The organism is Stappia sp., assembly GCF_965276915.1.
GTDB lineage: Bacteria > Pseudomonadota > Alphaproteobacteria > Rhizobiales > Stappiaceae > Stappia.
The window spans coordinates 1,227,005-1,242,176 of record NZ_OZ255709.1; the positions used below are offsets into that span (position 1 = coordinate 1,227,005).

Below are 15,172 nucleotides of genomic sequence, written 5' to 3' on the forward strand. Positions count from 1 at the left end.
TCCGGTTTTGCGGGAACGGAAAAGCGGATGCTGTCGGAGCGGTCCTGTCGGACAGTCTCCGGCTAGCGGCCTCCCCGGTCGATCGACGCGGAGATCGGCACCAGTTGCAGGCCGCGTTCTTCCAGGTCGCGCGACCATTTCGCAAGCTCGTCGATGGTCACGGGCAGGGCGCTGGCAACGCCCACGGCGATGCCCTGCGCCCGTGCGGTGCCTTCCAGCTGCAGCAGCCGGGCGGTGATTTCCTTTGGCCGCGGCACGTCGTCTATGACGAGGTCGGCATGGGAGAAGGGGGTGCGCATGCCGCTTGCGGTGGCGGTTGCCTTGCTGCGCGAGGAAGAACCGTCATCCACATACATCAGCCCGCGTTTGGTGATCTCGCCAAGCAGCATTTCCAGCGAGGATTCCGCCGAGGTGAAGCGCGCGCCCATGTAGTTCATCACCCCGACATAGTTGCCCATCCGGCTGAGCAGCCAGGCAAGCCGGTCGCGCAATTCGCCGGTCGAGTTGCTGACCAGCAGCGTATGCGGACCCGGATCGTTGTCGGGATAGTCGAACGGCTCCATCGGCAGTTGCAGCAGCAACTCGTGCCCGTCGCGCCGCGCCTGCTGCATCCAGCGGTCGATGCTGGCGCCGTAGGGCGCAAAGGCGAGCGTGATGTCGGGTGGCAGGCGGTCGATCGCGGCCTGCGTGCCCGTCTGGGACAGGCCCAGTCCGCCAACGATGATCGCGATCTTGGGAACGGAGGAGAACGATTGGCTTGCCGGCCTTGCATAGACGTCGAGCGGTCGCAGGCCGCTTTCCGAGACGACGGGCATCGCTCCGTGCGGCCCGGCCTCGATGACGCGCGCATCCGGCCGCACCGACAGGGATGCCGTCGACACCATCGCGGCCTCGCTCGGATGCGGTCCGGAATTCTGTTCGCTTACGGGTTTGGGTTCAAAGCGCGGGCCAAGCGTTTCGGCACGCTGGCCGGCTCCCGTGCCGGCCTCCTGTCCCTGATCGGGCAGGGAGGGCCGGATCTCGACGACACCAAAGTCGCGGGCGGAGAGGCCGTCGAGGGAGCGTTCGAGCGGCACCGACGCGGTCGGTTCGCCTCCGAGCGGATCGTTGACGACACCGACCCAGACCATCGCCGTGGTCAGCAGCACGGTGATGACGCCGGCGCCGATCAGGCCGAGAGGGAGGTTCAGATATTTTTTCTTGCCGAGCCCCAGCGGGGTCGACAGGTCATTCCCCGCCATGATGCCTCATCTTGGTTGTGACGGGCGGATGCGGCGGTCCCTCCCTTGGGCCGCCGCATCCGGTCAGTTTCGCGGGATCAGTTCGGGATACCGGCCTTCTGGTCGCCGACCGGCGGGAAGGCGCTGTTCACCTGAACGCCGTTGAGCAGGTCGAGCGCCAGCTTGAGCTGGGCGTCGTCCTTGGGATCCGGCGGCACGTAGGCCTGGCTGCCGGAGCTTTCCTCGCCCTCGCCTTCGCCCTGCAGGTGGCCGCGCAGGCCCGCCTCGCCCTTGGTCTCGACATTGCCCTTGAGCTCATCGGGAAGCTCCTGGAGCACCTCGATGTCCGGAGTGATGCCCTTTGCCTGGATGGAGACGCCGGACGGCGTGTAATAGCGTGCCGTCGTCAGGCGGATGGCGCCATTGGCGCCCAGCGGCACGATGGTCTGCACCGACCCCTTGCCGAAGGAGCGCGTTCCCAGCACCGTCGCGCGGCGATGGTCCTGCAGCGCCCCTGCGACGATCTCCGAGGCCGACGCCGAGCCGCCATTGACCAGGACGATGACCGGCAGGCCCTCGGTGAGGTCGCCGGACCGGGCATTGTAGCGCTGCGTCTCGTCATTGTTGCGCCCGCGCGTCGAGACGATCTCGCCCCGCTGCAGGAACGCGTCGGAAACCGCGATCGCCTGGTCGAGCAGGCCGCCGGGATTGTTGCGCAGGTCGAGCACATAGCCCTTCAGCTTGTCCGGGCCGATCGTCTTGGCCAGCTCGTCGATGCTGTCCTTCAGGCCGTCATAGGTCTGCTCGTTGAACTGGGTGACGCGGACGTATCCGACGGAGCCTTCCTCGCGGTGGCGCACGGAACGGATGCGGATCACGTCGCGGGTGATCGTCAGCTTGATCGGCTCTGCGGCACCCTCGCGGCGGATGGTCAGGTCGATCCCTGTGTTGACCGGGCCGCGCATCTTCTCGACGGCCTCGGAAAGGGTCAGGCCCTGGATCTGTTCGCCGTCGAGATGGGTGATCAGGTCGCCGGCCAGCACGCCGGCCTTGTAGGCGGGCGTGTCGTCGATCGGCGTCACCACCTTGACGAGACCGTCTTCCATGGTGACCTCGATGCCGAGGCCGCCAAACTCGCCGCGGGTCTGAACCTGCATGTCGCGGAAGTGCTTCGGCGAGAGATAGCTCGAATGCGGGTCGAGCGAACTCAGCATGCCGTTGATCGCGGATTCGATCAGTGCCGCGTCATCGGGCACCTCGACATAGTCGGACCGGACCCGCTCGAACACGTCGCCAAACAGGTTGAGCTGCCGATAGGTGTCGGAGGCCGCGGCATTGGCCACGCCACTGACGCGCACCGGCATCTGCGAGAGGGCGGTGATGGTCGCGCCGCCAATGAGCGCGCCGACCAGCAACAGGGAAGCTTTCCGAATCATCCGCGAGCCTTTTCTTCTTCGGGCCGAGCCCACCAGGGGGTGGGGTCGATCGAAACGCCGTCTTTCCTAAATTCAACATAGAGCACCGGTTGCGGTGCCGCGAGGTCGAGCGTGGCGGCGCTGGCGACGCGCGTCTCGCCCATGGTTGCGACGGGTTCTCCCGCCAGCACGAACTGTCCCTGCTCCACATTCGTCCTGTCCATGCCGGCCAGGAGAATATGATATCCGTCGCCGGCGTTCAGGATCAAGACCTGCCCGTAGGAGCGGAACGGCCCGGCATAGACGACCCAGCCATCCGCCGGGGCCACGACCTGGGCCCCCGTCCGCGCCGCGATCGAGCGTCCCTGCGTGCGGCCGCCGAACCCGTCATCCATGCCGTAGTCGCGCAGCACCGCTCCGGTGACCGGGTTGTTGATCCGTCCCTTCGCCTCGGTGAAGGCGAAGGCCGGTGCCAGCCGGCCCGGGTCGCGGGAGGGATCGGCGGAGGCCGTTCGCGTCTTCCGCTCTTCGGTTGCCCGCCTTGCGGCCTCTGCCGCCTCGCGGGCGCTGGTGATGTCTGTCTCGAGTGTCGCGATCAGGTCCTTCAGCGAGCTTGCGTCCTGGGCGAGCTGTTCGGAGCGCGCCTTTTCCTGCGCGAGTTCCGCCTCGCTCGTTTCGCGCTCGCGCTTTTTCGACGAGACCAGAAGCTCGACCCGGGTGCGTTCTTCCGCCAGCCGGCGGGCATCGGCCACGAGCCGGTCGCGTTCGGCGGCACTGGAAACCTTGAGCTGCCGCAGTGAGGCCAAATCGCTTGCCAGCGCCTGGGCCTCGAGGCTCAGCTCGGGCATCACCGCATTCAGCAGCAGCGCGCTGCGCACCGCGCCGAGTGCATCCTTCGGCCGCACGGCAAGCGGCGGCGGCGGATGCCGGCCGATGCGCTGCAGGGCCGAGAGCACCTCGGCCAGCACGTCCTGCCGTTCGACAAGGGAAGCGCGCACTGCGTCCTCGTTCTCTCCCAGGCGGCGCAACCGGTCTTCGGTCGCCGCCAGTTGCTCCTCCAGGCGCGTCACCCGCTGCGCCGTGCGCAGGAGATCGGCATTCAGGGCCTGCCGGTCGCGCTCGATGGCCCGAATCTCCCGGGCCAGCGCCGCCTGCCTGTCGGATGACAGTGACAGGTCGCGGGTCAGCGACGACAGCTCTTCCTCGCGCCGGGCCTTGCGTTCGGCAAGCGGCTCCCGGGTCCCGTCGGTCCCGCTTGCCGCCTCGCCTGTATCCTGTTCCTCGCCTGCCATCTCCTCGCTGGCCATGGCCGTGGCCGGCGCCAGCTGCAGGACATGCGCCGCCGGACCGGCAGCGAGGGCAAGGGAAACCAGCACCAGGGCTGTCCGCATGGCTCCACTAGGCAGTTTGTCGCGCATCCACCACTCCGCCCGCGTCTGTCGCGGCGACCTCGCGCGGCGGATTGTCCTCCGTCATGCGCAAGGCCCGCGGGACGGGCTGAAAATCGAGTGATCAGCTTGCCCCAGGGACGTTAACGAAACGTCAACCCTAACGAATGGTAAACCGTTCAATCCTGCCTTCGTTAACAGCCCTAGACGAGAAATAGGGCGGAATACGGGCAGCATTGCCCCTCGACAGTCCGGTTTTTCAGCTCCGGTGATAGGGATGCCCCGACAGGATCGTCACCGCGCGGTAGAGTTGCTCGGCCGCGAGCGCGCGCACGATCTGATGCGGCCAGGTCATCGGCCCGAAGGCCAGCGTCAGGCGCGCCGCCTGCCGCACGGTCTCGCCATGTCCGTCCGGACCGCCGATCGCGAGCGCGAGATCGCCGGTGCCGGCATCGCGCAGGTCCGCGAGCTGTTCGGCGAATGCCTCGCTGGTCAGCGTCTTTCCGGTCTCGTCGAGGGCGAAAATCACAGCTCCCGCCGGGATTGCTGCCAGCAGCGCGCGCGCCTCCTCGCTCTTGCGGTCCTCCGCGCGGGGACTGCGTGATTCGGGAAGTTCTGTAACCGCCAGCGGACCCAGCGAAACGGCACGTCCGGCCTTGGCCACGCGTCCTTCGTAGCGGTCGAACAATTCGCGTTCGGGTCCCGACTTCAGCCGTCCGATACAGGCGATATGCAGGCGCATCCGGTATCCGTGCCTTGCCGGGGAGGAGCGCAGAAACTCCATCCCCGCCGCCGGGTATGCGGCGGGTCCCTTTTCGGTGTGCTCGGCTGCCGCCTCGGCTCAGCCGGCGTAATGCACCGGTGCGCTCACATCCGCCGACCACAGCTTCTCGATATTGTAGAAGTCGCGGACCTCGGGGCGGAACACGTGAACGATCACGTCGCCTGCATCGATGAGCACCCAGTCGCACTGGGGTGCTCCCTCGATCTTGGCATTGCCATGACCGGCATCCTTGAGGTCGCTCTGCAGGTGATCGGCGATGGCGCCGACATGCCTGTGCGAACGTCCCGATGCGACGATGACCTGGTCGGCCATCGGCGATTTGCCGGTGATGTCGATGGTGACGATGTCCTCGGCCTTGGAATCCGAAAGGGAGGCGAGGACGGTGTCGAGCAGGCTCGCACGCCCATGCGTGCCGCCTGCTGCGGGATGAGGAGCGGCTGCCGCCGTCGCCTCGGGTTCAAAGATCATGCTCAGACGGATAGCCTTTCATCCGGTTCGCCCGGCCTTGCCGCGAGGGCAGTTGCCGGTCAGTCCTGCCGACCGCCTCGCCGCGACGTTTCCGGCCCTGTCGGGGCGGGCCTCGTCGTCGGTCGATCCGCGGATCGCGCCGATTGGGCACAGGACCTGCCGGCCGGCGGGTGTTCTGTACCCGGCCTTCTACGCCAGAACTTCGCCTAAAGCGACTCTTCTGACGCTGGGGATAGAGTGGCCCTGCTTGGTGGCGTTTTCAAGACATCCGCGCGCCGGCCTGCCCGGCCCGGATCCGTGTCGAGGAGGACGGGTCCCGGGGACCGTGCAGAAAGGTCCAGGCCGGAGCCTGCTGCCTGGCCACAAGGCCCGCGTCCTGCTCGTCGACCCGCCGTCCGGAAAATGTCTGCGCGGCCGGCGACCAGAGCGCCGAAAGCGTGGCGCCCGGGCGGTCGATCACGGCGACGGGGACGCTTTCCATCAGCCCGCGCCAGTCCTGCCAGCGGTGGAAGCCGGCGAGATTGTCGGCTCCCATGATCCAGACGAACCGCAAACGCGGCCGCTTCTGCCGCAGCAGGTCCACCGTGCGGGCACTGTAGCTGGTGCCGAGCCGCGCCTCCAGCGCGGTCACCCGCATGCGCGGATGGCGGGCGAGGGCCGCCACCGCATCGAGGCGCTCGCCCAGCGGGGCGAGCTGCGAGTGATCCTTCAGCGGATTGCCCGGGGTCACCAGCCACCAGAGCTGGTCGAGCCCGAGCCGCGACAGGGCGACGTCCGCGACGAGCCGGTGGCCCGAATGCGGCGGGTTGAACGACCCGCCGAACAGGCCGATGACATTGCCGGGTTCCGCATGCGGAATCGCCGTCCGCGGATCGTCGCGCGGAGCGGTCGCGGTGGCGCGCATTCAGGGGCGCACCTGACCCGTACCGTGGACGCGGTACTTGAAGCTCGTCAGCTGCTCGACGCCGACCGGTCCGCGCGCATGCATGCGTCCCGTCGCGATGCCGATCTCGCCGCCCATGCCGAACTCGCCGCCATCGGCGAACTGGGTCGAGGCATTATGCGTGAGAATGGCCGAATCCACCTCGGCGAAGAACTTCGCGGCCGCCTCCGGATCGTCGGTGACGATGCCGTCGGTATGATGCGAGCCGTAGGTTTCGATATGCCCGATCGCCGCGTCGAGACCGTCGACCACGCGCACCGAGAGGATGCTGTCGAGATATTCCGTGCGCCAGTCCTCCTCGCTGGCCGGAACGGCCTCGGGGATGGCCGCGCAGACCTCGGCATCGCCGCGCAGCTCGCAACCGGCCGCGACCAGCGCCTTGCAGATGGGCGCCAGATGGGTGTCCTTCACCGCGCGGTCGACGAGCAGTGTCTCCATCGCGCCGCAGATGCCGGTGCGCCGCATCTTGGCATTGGCGGCGATCGCGACCGCCATGTCGAGATCCGCCTTCCTGTCGATGACGATGTGGCAGAGGCCTTCCAGATGGGCGAAGACGGGCACCCGCGCCTCGTCCTGGACGCGTGCGACCAGGCTCTTGCCGCCGCGCGGCACGATCACGTCGAGCGCACCGCCAAGGCCCTTCAGCATTTCGCCGACGGCCGCCCGGTCGGTCACCGGCACCACCTGGATGGCGTCTTCCGGCAGGCCGGCTTCAGTGAGACCGGCGGCGAGCGCTGCATGGATTGCGCGGTTGGAGCGGATCGTGTCCGAGCCGCCGCGCAGGATCACCGCATTGCCGGCCTTGAGGCATAGCGCTCCGGCATCGGCGGTCACGTTCGGGCGGCTTTCGTAGATGACGCCGATGACGCCGAGCGGCGTGCGCACCCGTTCGATCCTGAGCCCGTTGGGCCGCTCCCACGCGGCGATCACGCTGCCGACGGGATCGTCGAGCACCGCCACGGCCTCGATGCCGGCGGCGATCGCCTCGATGCGCTCCTCGTTCAAGGTGCCGCGGTCAAGATAGGCGGCTGTCTGGCCGTTCGCCGTCATCGACGCGATGTCCTCGGCGTTCGCGGCGAGGATTTCGGCCTTGGCCGCACGTACCTTGGCTGCCATCGCGGCGAGCGCGCGGTTCTTGGCGCCTGCGTCGAGCGTCGCCAGCCGGCGTGCGGCCTTGCGTGCCCTCGCGCCCATGTCGAGCATCAGCGCTGCGATGTCACCGCTTCCGGTCGTTGCCCGTTCAAGCATCGTCCCGCACTCCCCTTGCCGTGCCGTCGTGCGCGGCCTGTCCCGTTTCGTCCATTTGCCCGCTTAGCACGAGATCGTCGCGATGCACCATCTCGGCCCGCCCGGCATATCCCAGGATCGCCTCGATCTCGCGGCTGTTGCGCCCCATGATCAACTGCGCCTCGGGGTGATCGTAGGCGACGATGCCGCGGCCGATGTCGCGCCCGTCCGGCCCGACGATGCGCACCGCATCGCCCCGGCTGAACGTGCCGTCCACCTGGCGGACGCCGGCCGGCAGCAGGCTGCGACCGGCGATCACTGCCTGGATCGCGCCGGCATCGAGCGCCAGCGCCCCGCGCGGTTCCAGATGGCCGCCGATCCACGCCTTGCGCGCGCTCGCCGGGGTGGAGCGGGCAAGGAACCAGGTCGCCCGTCCGCCGCCTTCCAGATAGGCCAGCGGGTTGAGCCGCTTGCCGCTGGCGATCGCCATCGTCGTTCCCGCGGAGGTGGCGATCTTCGCCGCGTCGATCTTGGTGCGCATGCCGCCGCGGGAGAGCTCCGACCCGGCCGCGCCCGCCATTGCCTCGATCTCGGCCGTGATCGCCGGCACTTGCGGCAGGAACACCGCGTCCGGATTGGTCGCCGGCGGCGCGGTATAGAGCCCGTCGACATCGGACAGAAGCACCAGGCAATCGGCGCTCGCCATCGTCGCGACACGCGCCGCCAGGCGGTCATTGTCGCCATAGCGGATCTCGGAGGTCGCCACCGTGTCGTTCTCGTTGACGATCGGTACGGCGCCGAGCTTCAGCAGCATGTTGAGCGTTTCGCGGGCGTTGAGATAGCGCCGCCGCTCTTCGGTGTCGCCGAGTGTCAGAAGCACCTGGCCGGCTGTCAGCTGGCGTGCGCCGAGCGCCTCCGCATAGGCCTGCGCCAGCGCCACCTGGCCGACGGAGGCGGCCGCCTGCGCCTGTTCGAGCTTCAAGGGGCCGCGCGGCAGTTTCAGCACGCCGCGCCCGAGCGCGATGGCGCCCGACGAGACGACGATCAGCTCGCAGCCGGCGCGGGCCAGCATGGCAAGGTCGTCGGCGAGCGCGTCGAGCCAGTCGCGTTTCAGCCGGCCGTCCTCGACCAGAAGGGCCGAGCCGATCTTGACGACGACGCGGCGGTAGCCGGTGAGGCGCTTGCCTGCGGGGAATGTGTTCGTGAGGGAGGTTCCCGAGCCGCCCTTACCCGTTCGGGCGGTCTCTTTGCCGGTGGACATGGTGCGTCTGGGTCCGTGAGCTTCCTGCCCGGTGCGGGCGCGATGACGAAAGGGGCGGCATGGGGTCTGACCCCGGCGGCACCGTCATGGTCGCCAGGGTTCGCTGGGAAGATGCGGCACCATGTTCGCCTCTTCCTCGCGGTCGCCGTCGATCGCCCTCTGGATCATGCGCAGGGTCCGCTCGACATTCTCGCCGCTGGCCGAGGACAGCAGCACGGGCTTCTGGCCGCTGGCCTTTTCCAGTTCGGCTGCGCGCGCCTCGCGCGTCTCCGGATCGAGCGCGTCGACCTTGGACAGCGCCACCACTTCGCGCTTCTCGTCGAGCCCGTTGCCATAGGCGGCAAGCTCGCCGCGGATCACCCGGTACGCTTCGCCAGGATCTTCCTGGGTTCCGTCGACCAGATGCAGCAACGTGCGGGTGCGCTCCACATGGCCGAGGAAGCGGTCGCCGAGGCCGACCCCGTCATGGGCGCCCTCGATCAGGCCGGGAATGTCGGCGATGACGAAACCGCGCCCGTCGATCTCGACCACGCCGAGATTGGGATGCAGCGTGGTGAAGGGATAGTCGGCGATCTTCGGCCGGGCGGCCGAAACGGCGGCGAGGAAGGTCGATTTGCCGGCATTGGGCAGGCCGACAAGGCCGGCATCGGCGATCAACTTCAGCCGCAGCCAGATCCATTTCTCCTCGCCGGGCAGACCCGGATTGGCATGGCGCGGTGCCTGGTTGGTGGAGGACTTGAAATGGGCGTTGCCGAAGCCGCCATTGCCGCCCTTCATGAGCAGCAGGCGCTCGCCGACCGTCGTCATGTCGGCAAGCACCGTGTCGTTGTCGTCTTCCAGGATCTCGGTGCCCACCGGCACGCGCAGCACCACGTCGTCGCCCTTGGCGCCGGTGCGGTTGCGGCCCATGCCGTGCATGCCGGTCTTGGCCTTGAAATGCTGGTGGAAACGGAAGTCGATCAGCGTGTTGAGGCCGTCGACGCATTCGACATAGACGTCGCCGCCGCGCCCGCCGTCGCCGCCGTCCGGCCCGCCGAACTCGATGTATTTCTCGCGGCGGAACGAAACCGCGCCGGCACCGCCGTCGCCGGAACGGACATAGATCTTGGCCTGGTCGAGAAACTTCATCTGTCCTGTCTTTCCATTGGACCTGCCGGAATGCCGGTCAGGCCCCTGTCATAAGGCGGTGAAACGTCGCCCGGTCAAGCAGGCAGCGCCGCGCCGGGCGGGTCTGCCCGCAGGCGGTCGATGTGCATTCGGCCGGACCGACATCCTCAAAGCCGAGCTTCGCCAAAACCTTCAGCGAAGCCGTGTTCTCCGTCATGGCGCGCGCCTCGACCTGTGCCACGTCGCGGCTGTCGAACAGACCGCCAAGCACCGCACCCGCCGCCTCGCGCATGTAGCCCCGGCCCCAGTAGGGCCGGCCAAGCCAATAGCCGATCACCGGCGTTTCGTCCAATCCGCGAAGCGAGATGCCGCCGATCAGTCCGCTGCCGTCGTCGATGGCGAAGTCCGTCCGCCGCGGATCGCTGCCGATCCCGGCAAGCCACGCCTCGCCGTCCGACAACGTGTAGGGGTGCGGCATGCGCTCCAGCATGCGGGCGACCTCGAAGTCGCTTGCAAGCTGCAGCAGCCGGTCGATATCGGAACCGGTGGGCCGGCGCAGGGTCAGGCGCGGCGTCCGCAGGACCGGCGTCATTGTGCCGCCTCCGTTTGTTGGCGCTCGCCCCGCTCCAGCCGCAGGACGACATTCTCGACCTCGTGCTGAAGCGCCCTGGACCGGCGCATCGTCCGCCCGGTCTCGCGAAAGCCGAGCCGCGCCAGCACCTTGCGCGAGGCGGCATTGTCGGCGAAGGCGCGCGCCGCCACGGCCTGGCAGCCATGTGCGGCGAACGCCCAGTCGAGTGCGGCCGCCGCCGCCTCGCCGGCATAACCGAAGCCCTGGAAGGGCCGGCCGATCCAGTAACCGAGCGTCGGGCAGTCCGGATGCTCGGCGAGGTCCCCCGGTGCCGTGATGCTGACAAGCCCGATCACAATGCCGCCGAGCGTCACCGCGAAGGCCGCTTCACCGCTCACCGGGTCCTGGTCCGCCACCGCCGCGATGAAGCCTTCCGTTGCCCCGTCCTCGGGCGGCCAGGGCAGGCTTGTCATCCACCGCAAGACCTCGAAGTCGCGGACGCACAGGGTCTCGATCGCATCCGCGTCCGCCCGCTGAAGCGGACGCAGCACCAGGCGCCGGGTGGCGAGGCGGTCGATCAGGCGCTGACGAGACATGACATCTGCCCCCAGCGCTTGAGGGCGCACCATGTGCTGCGCTCGAGCGCGAAGCGGTCGACGGAGACCGGTCCGCCGGCGCCGCGCGAGACGATCATGCCCTGGTCGACGAACTGGAAGCCGCACTTCACCAGAACCCGGCGCGAAGCCGGGTTGGTGACGCGGGCCGCGCCCGTCAGCCGCTCGATCCGCGTCGTGGAGAAGACGTGGTCGATCATCGCCTGCGCCGCCTCGGTGGCGTATCCCTGACCCCAGAACGGCTCGCCGATCCAGTAGCCCAGATGCATCGGGCCGTCCTCGTCGAGCGTGCCGTAGCCGATCTCGCCGATGAAACGCCCGGTGGAGCGCATGCGGATCGCGAACTTGGCGCGGTTCACCGTGCGCGTCGCGGCCGCGGCGATCAGGTTGCGCCCGTCGGCGACGGTGAAGGGATGCGGCATCGAGGCGACCATCGTCGCGATGCGCCGGTTGTTGGCGAGAAAGACGATATCGGTGAGATCGTCCTGGCGCAGGGCATCGAGCCTGAGCCTTTCGCTATCCTGCGGCCGGGCGGCCGCGCCCAGACTTTCCTCTTCCAGGCTGTCTTCCAGATCCGCAACCATGGTGTCCTCCGGCGTTGCGACAAAGAAAAAGGGGAGATGGCGGCCCATCTCCCCTGATCTGTCGCGATCATGCCGGTTTTCTCAAACCGCCGGGTCGATGGGACGCCGGCGGTTGGAACCAAACACGTCGGCGTTACTCTGCTGCGTCTACGAGTGGCGTTACGGTAATAAACGTGCGTTTGTTGGCCTTGTTCTCGAAGGTCACCGTGCCCTCGACCATGGCGAAGATCGTGTGATCCTTGCCCATGCCAACACCCGTGCCCGGATGCCACTTCGTACCGCGCTGGCGCGCGATGATATTGCCCGGAACGACTGCCTCGCCGCCGAACTTCTTGATGCCCAGACGTCGGCCCGCGGAATCGCGGCCGTTACGGGACGAGCCACCTGCCTTTTTATGTGCCATGACGAAACTCCTCGTCGAAACGCTAGCGTTGAACGGCGGCTTAGTTGCCGGCCAGCTCGCTTGCCTGCTGAACCCAGTTGTCGCGGTCGATACGGCCCTTGAAGGAAAGGGCGTCGTCGACGCGGGCGATGTCTTCCGCGGTGAAGGCCGCGACCTGTGCGTAGGTCGTGATGCCCAGCGCGTTCAGCTTCTTCTCCAGCACGGGGCCGACGCCGGAGATCTTCTTCAGATCGTCGGCCGGTCCTTCCGGAGCGGTGAACAGCACCGGCAGCTCGCCTTCGGCGCCAGCTTCCTCTGCCTTCGGCGTAGCGGCCTTCTCGGCCTTCGGCGCGGCGGCCTTCTTCTTCGGCGCGGCCTTGGCGCCACCCGTCAGGATATCGGTGATCTTGACGAGGGTGAAGCTCTGGCGGTGGCCGTTGCGACGGCGCGAGTTCTGCCGGCGGCGCTTCTTGAAAATGATGATCTTGCGGTGGCGGCCCTGGTCCACGACCTCGGCAACGACGCTGGCGCCGTCGACGACCGGGGACCCGATCGCGGTCGCGGTCTCGCCGCCGACCATCAGAACCTCGTCAAAGGTCACGGTCTCGCCCGGCTCGGCCGTCAGCTTCTCGATCTTGAGCAGATCGTCCTGGGCGACGCGGTACTGCTTGCCGCCCGTCTTGATCACTGCGAACATGTCTCGCACGTCCTTCTTTTCGTTTTTGACACGACCCGGACCGGCGTGGTTCGGACGGCTTGCAGCCGCACCCTGTGGCGTCCCTTGCGAGCCCTGAACGGGCCCAATGGGAACTTTGAGAAACCGGCGGGATCCCTGGATCGGGAAACCCGGCGGCCTGCCGAATTCGAAACCGGACGCGTGCCCTTGTCGGGACGGCTGTTGCGGTTGCGGGGATCGGCGGAATGCCTCGGGCAACGGGGAGGGACACTTTCAGTCCCTTTGCGAAGCAGCGCGAATATACGGATCGGGATGGCAAAGTCAACGCTTGCGCGCGCCGTTCCCGGCGCTTTTCTGCCTCTGTCCGGGACGGTTCGCGGGCAGGCCGCACCCGTTGGTCGCGTCCGGGTCCGTGCAAGGCCCGGCGGGCATTGCAAAATCGGCGAGGAAAATCGCAAACCGCCCCTTGTGCGGCGCGCCGCACTTCGATATGTACCGTCGCACTTTGAGACCACGACATCTCGTCAATGCGGAGAGGTGCCGGAGTGGTTGAACGGGGCGGTCTCGAAAACCGTTGAGCGCGCAAGCGTTCCGAGGGTTCGAATCCCTCTCTCTCCGCCATCCTTCTTTCATCGGACAAAAAATCGCCTAACACCTTGAACGGCAAGGTGGTTTTCGGTGTTCGAAATCCTGTATCGCGGCGATATTGCAGACGCTCCGCAAAGGCCAGTTTCAGGACAAGCTTTCGGGCGGCCGGGCTTGGATTTTTCCAGATATTCAAAGGGCTTGCGAGGAAATTGCAGGCGTGTTCGAACATCTCCTCGAAGGTGCGCTTCGGACCGGGCTTTTGAGCGAGCCTCTCAGCGGCGATCAGCTTCTCCTTCTCCAGCCGCGCGATCCTGCGCTCATATGCACTGACGGTCGTCGCACTGGATGAGTTCACCACCAGGTCGAGAAGCTGTTCGATCTGGCGATCGAGACGCACGACCTCGGACTTCAGCGCGGCGATCATTTCCGTGGCCTGTGCCAACCTTGTTTCCCAGGCATGCTTGAACATCGCGCGCGCGATCACGAAGGTGTTTTCGCTGGGCGTCATGTGCCGGAGCAGCGTCTCGAACTCGGCTTCGACCTTGTCGCGGGGAATCGATTTGCGATAGGCCGCGCAGCCCTTGCTGAAGCAGAAATAATACGGGTGCTTCTTGCCGGATTTGCTGGTCGACCAGCAGGCAGTCATCGCGTTCCCGCACTCGCCGCAGGCCAGAGCGCCGCGCAGGATGAAATCCGTGCCGCTGTTCTTGCGCGCCATCACGCGCGCGTTGCCGTTGATGCGCTGCTGGATGCGCTCGTATTGCTCGAGGGTGATCAGCCCCTCGTGATGCCCCTTGCGAAGCGTCACGCCCCATTCGGGGACTTCGATATAGCCGGCATAGTGCGGGCGCGTCAGGAAGCGGATCACGTCTTCGTAGCGCAGCTCGCGGCGCTTGCGTTTGGCCATGAACTCCGGACGCGATTCCAGAAACCGCTTCACTTCGGCTTGAGATGCAAGAGAACCGTTGGCGAAGCCTTCCAGTGCCTCCTGAATGACCGACGCCATCGGCTCGTCGCGCACGAGAAGGTTGCCATGTCCGGCAACTTTGACGACCTTGTAGCCGGGCGGCCTTCGAAACGGCCAATAGCCGCCCATCGCACGGGCGCGCATGCGGGCCTTGGTCTGTTCGGCATTCTTGAGGCGATAGTGCTGCGCGTTGAGCGCCTGCATGCCCTCGAAATACAGCCCGTCGGAATCCTGGCGGAACTCCATGGTCGGGCAATCCATCTGCGCACCGGTCGCATAGATCGCATCGCGCAGATCCATATGCGTGCGGATATCGCGCGCGAGGCGGCTGATGTCGTCGAACACAACGACGTACTGGTCGGCATTTTTCTCGCGCTTGAGGAACTGCAGCACTTCCTTGATGCCGGGACGGTCGAGCAGCTTGCCCGACACCGCCCGATCATAGACGACCTTGATCACCGGGTAGCCCTTGAAGCCGGCATACTCGCGGCAGCGCGTCTCCTGGCTTTGAAGGCCGTCGCCCTTCTTGGTTTGCGCAACACTGGACACGCGGCAGTAAATTATCGCCTTTAACGGCTCACCGTCCGTGGTTTCGTGGTTGCGCTTGTAGAACTCATTCATACTTCCTCCTCTCCGAGGGGATTATCGCCCTCTTTTTCTTGTTCTTCCTCGAATGATAACAGGGTCGAGAGCCGGATTCCGGTGTTTTCGTCGATTTGCTCACAGCCATCGGCCTGCCATGCCTGCTGGACGGGATGGATGTCGAAGCCGAGATCGACAAAGCCGACGATGATCACCCAGAGCGCTTCAAGAAACTCCCGCTTCTGCTCATCGGTCAGCTCGCTGTTCTCGAAGCAATCCTCGTACAAGGCCACATCCAGCGTCAGAACCGGCGGTCTGGCGCGCGAGGGAACCGGTCCGGCGAGATCGCCGGACCGCGTGGCGGTGCTTTCGAAGTCGTCTGTTACAGCCACTGC

General features: G+C 66.7%; 15 protein-coding genes, 1 tRNA gene and 1 pseudogene. 1 reads left to right on the forward strand and 16 read right to left on the reverse strand.

Translation table 11 applies throughout. From position 1 onward, the window contains the following. Nucleotides 1-62: 62 nt before the first annotated feature. The 14 genes from ACQY46_RS05755 to ACQY46_RS05820 all read right to left on the reverse strand — a co-directional run bounded on the left by ACQY46_RS05755 (nt 63) and on the right by ACQY46_RS05820 (nt 12,661). Complete coding sequence (locus tag ACQY46_RS05755; protein WP_428699320.1) at nt 63-1,241, reverse strand: divergent polysaccharide deacetylase family protein; 1,179 nt, start codon at nt 1,239-1,241, stop codon at nt 63-65. A 77-nt stretch (nt 1,242-1,318) separates the two neighbouring features. After that, nucleotides 1,319-2,656 carry a S41 family peptidase gene (locus ACQY46_RS05760; protein ID WP_428699321.1) on the reverse strand — a complete coding sequence of 446 codons (1,338 nt, stop codon included), beginning with the start codon at nt 2,654-2,656 and terminating at the stop codon, nt 1,319-1,321. Further along, entirely contained in the window at nt 2,653-4,011 is a 1,359-nt protein-coding gene (locus ACQY46_RS05765; protein WP_428699322.1) for a murein hydrolase activator EnvC family protein, read from the reverse strand. The genes ACQY46_RS05760 and ACQY46_RS05765 overlap by 4 nt, the downstream gene beginning before the upstream one ends. Nucleotides 4,012-4,282: 271 nt before the next feature. After that, nucleotides 4,283-4,765 carry a 23S rRNA (pseudouridine(1915)-N(3))-methyltransferase RlmH gene (rlmH, locus tag ACQY46_RS05770; protein ID WP_428699323.1) on the reverse strand — a complete coding sequence of 161 codons (483 nt, stop codon included), beginning with the start codon at nt 4,763-4,765 and terminating at the stop codon, nt 4,283-4,285. A gap of 99 nt (nt 4,766-4,864) precedes the next feature. Further along, nucleotides 4,865-5,275 carry a ribosome silencing factor gene (rsfS, locus tag ACQY46_RS05775; protein ID WP_428699324.1) on the reverse strand — a complete coding sequence of 137 codons (411 nt, stop codon included), beginning with the start codon at nt 5,273-5,275 and terminating at the stop codon, nt 4,865-4,867. 259 nt (nt 5,276-5,534) lie between these two features. Next, nucleotides 5,535-6,179, reverse strand: coding sequence for a nicotinate-nucleotide adenylyltransferase (locus tag ACQY46_RS05780; RefSeq protein WP_428699325.1), 645 nt, complete (start codon nt 6,177-6,179; stop codon nt 5,535-5,537). Beyond that, nucleotides 6,180-7,466 (reverse strand): glutamate-5-semialdehyde dehydrogenase, encoded by a 1,287-nt coding sequence (locus ACQY46_RS05785; RefSeq protein WP_428699326.1) that lies wholly within the window; start codon nt 7,464-7,466, stop codon nt 6,180-6,182. Further along, nucleotides 7,459-8,706 (reverse strand): glutamate 5-kinase, encoded by a 1,248-nt coding sequence (gene proB, locus ACQY46_RS05790; RefSeq protein WP_428699327.1) that lies wholly within the window; start codon nt 8,704-8,706, stop codon nt 7,459-7,461. Before proB ends, ACQY46_RS05785 begins: the two co-directional genes overlap by 8 nt. Nucleotides 8,707-8,790: 84 nt before the next feature. Beyond that, entirely contained in the window at nt 8,791-9,834 is a 1,044-nt protein-coding gene (gene obgE / locus ACQY46_RS05795) for a GTPase ObgE (RefSeq protein ID WP_306029123.1), read from the reverse strand. 37 nt (nt 9,835-9,871) lie between these two features. Continuing rightward, nucleotides 9,872-10,405 carry a GNAT family N-acetyltransferase gene (locus ACQY46_RS05800; RefSeq protein ID WP_428699328.1) on the reverse strand — a complete coding sequence of 178 codons (534 nt, stop codon included), beginning with the start codon at nt 10,403-10,405 and terminating at the stop codon, nt 9,872-9,874. After that, the gene (locus ACQY46_RS05805) at nt 10,402-10,980 is read right to left on the reverse strand and encodes a GNAT family N-acetyltransferase (RefSeq protein WP_428699329.1); all 579 of its coding nucleotides are present in this window, start codon (nt 10,978-10,980) and stop codon (nt 10,402-10,404) included. Before ACQY46_RS05805 ends, ACQY46_RS05800 begins: the two co-directional genes overlap by 4 nt. After that, nucleotides 10,962-11,582: a GNAT family N-acetyltransferase gene (locus tag ACQY46_RS05810; RefSeq protein WP_428699330.1), complete on the reverse strand. Its 621-nt coding sequence runs from the start codon at nt 11,580-11,582 to the stop codon at nt 10,962-10,964. The genes ACQY46_RS05805 and ACQY46_RS05810 overlap by 19 nt, the downstream gene beginning before the upstream one ends. A gap of 133 nt (nt 11,583-11,715) precedes the next feature. Then, nucleotides 11,716-11,985, reverse strand: a complete 270-nt coding sequence (gene rpmA / locus ACQY46_RS05815) for a 50S ribosomal protein L27 (protein WP_306029127.1) — start codon at nt 11,983-11,985, stop codon at nt 11,716-11,718. A 40-nt stretch (nt 11,986-12,025) separates the two neighbouring features. Beyond that, nucleotides 12,026-12,661, reverse strand: coding sequence for a 50S ribosomal protein L21 (locus ACQY46_RS05820; protein WP_428699331.1), 636 nt, complete (start codon nt 12,659-12,661; stop codon nt 12,026-12,028). A gap of 510 nt (nt 12,662-13,171) precedes the next feature. On the opposite strand from ACQY46_RS05820, the gene ACQY46_RS05825 reads away from it, so the two are divergent. Then, nucleotides 13,172-13,261, forward strand: a tRNA-Ser gene (locus tag ACQY46_RS05825). A gap of 541 nt (nt 13,262-13,802) precedes the next feature. Here the strand turns inward: ACQY46_RS05825 and ACQY46_RS05830 are convergent. Together ACQY46_RS05830 and ACQY46_RS05835 are read right to left on the reverse strand one after the other, a co-directional pair. After that, nucleotides 13,803-14,816 (reverse strand): annotated as a pseudogene (locus ACQY46_RS05830) (recombinase family protein); the annotation flags it as partial. Next, nucleotides 14,813-15,169, reverse strand: coding sequence for a hypothetical protein (locus ACQY46_RS05835; RefSeq protein WP_428699332.1), 357 nt, complete (start codon nt 15,167-15,169; stop codon nt 14,813-14,815). The gene ACQY46_RS05835 and the pseudogene ACQY46_RS05830, both read right to left, overlap by 4 nt. Nucleotides 15,170-15,172: the final 3 nt, after the last annotated feature.

Coding starts and splice junctions, on each gene's coding strand:
- ACQY46_RS05755 (WP_428699320.1), bottom strand. CDS start 1,241: ATGGCGGGGAATGACCTGTCGACCCCGCTGGGGCTCGGCAAGAAAAAA.
- rpmA (WP_306029127.1), bottom strand. CDS start 11,985: ATGGCACATAAAAAGGCAGGTGGCTCGTCCCGTAACGGCCGCGATTCC.
- ACQY46_RS05800 (WP_428699328.1), bottom strand. CDS start 10,405: ATGACGCCGGTCCTGCGGACGCCGCGCCTGACCCTGCGCCGGCCCACC.
- ACQY46_RS05820 (WP_428699331.1), bottom strand. CDS start 12,661: ATGTTCGCAGTGATCAAGACGGGCGGCAAGCAGTACCGCGTCGCCCAG.
- ACQY46_RS05780 (WP_428699325.1), bottom strand. CDS start 6,179: ATGCGCGCCACCGCGACCGCTCCGCGCGACGATCCGCGGACGGCGATT.
- rlmH (WP_428699323.1), bottom strand. CDS start 4,765: ATGCGCCTGCATATCGCCTGTATCGGACGGCTGAAGTCGGGACCCGAA.
- obgE (WP_306029123.1), bottom strand. CDS start 9,834: ATGAAGTTTCTCGACCAGGCCAAGATCTATGTCCGTTCCGGCGACGGC.
- proB (WP_428699327.1), bottom strand. CDS start 8,706: ATGTCCACCGGCAAAGAGACCGCCCGAACGGGTAAGGGCGGCTCGGGA.
- rsfS (WP_428699324.1), bottom strand. CDS start 5,275: ATGATCTTTGAACCCGAGGCGACGGCGGCAGCCGCTCCTCATCCCGCA.
- ACQY46_RS05805 (WP_428699329.1), bottom strand. CDS start 10,980: ATGTCTCGTCAGCGCCTGATCGACCGCCTCGCCACCCGGCGCCTGGTG.
- ACQY46_RS05760 (WP_428699321.1), bottom strand. CDS start 2,656: ATGATTCGGAAAGCTTCCCTGTTGCTGGTCGGCGCGCTCATTGGCGGC.
- ACQY46_RS05785 (WP_428699326.1), bottom strand. CDS start 7,466: ATGCTTGAACGGGCAACGACCGGAAGCGGTGACATCGCAGCGCTGATG.
- ACQY46_RS05810 (WP_428699330.1), bottom strand. CDS start 11,582: ATGGTTGCGGATCTGGAAGACAGCCTGGAAGAGGAAAGTCTGGGCGCG.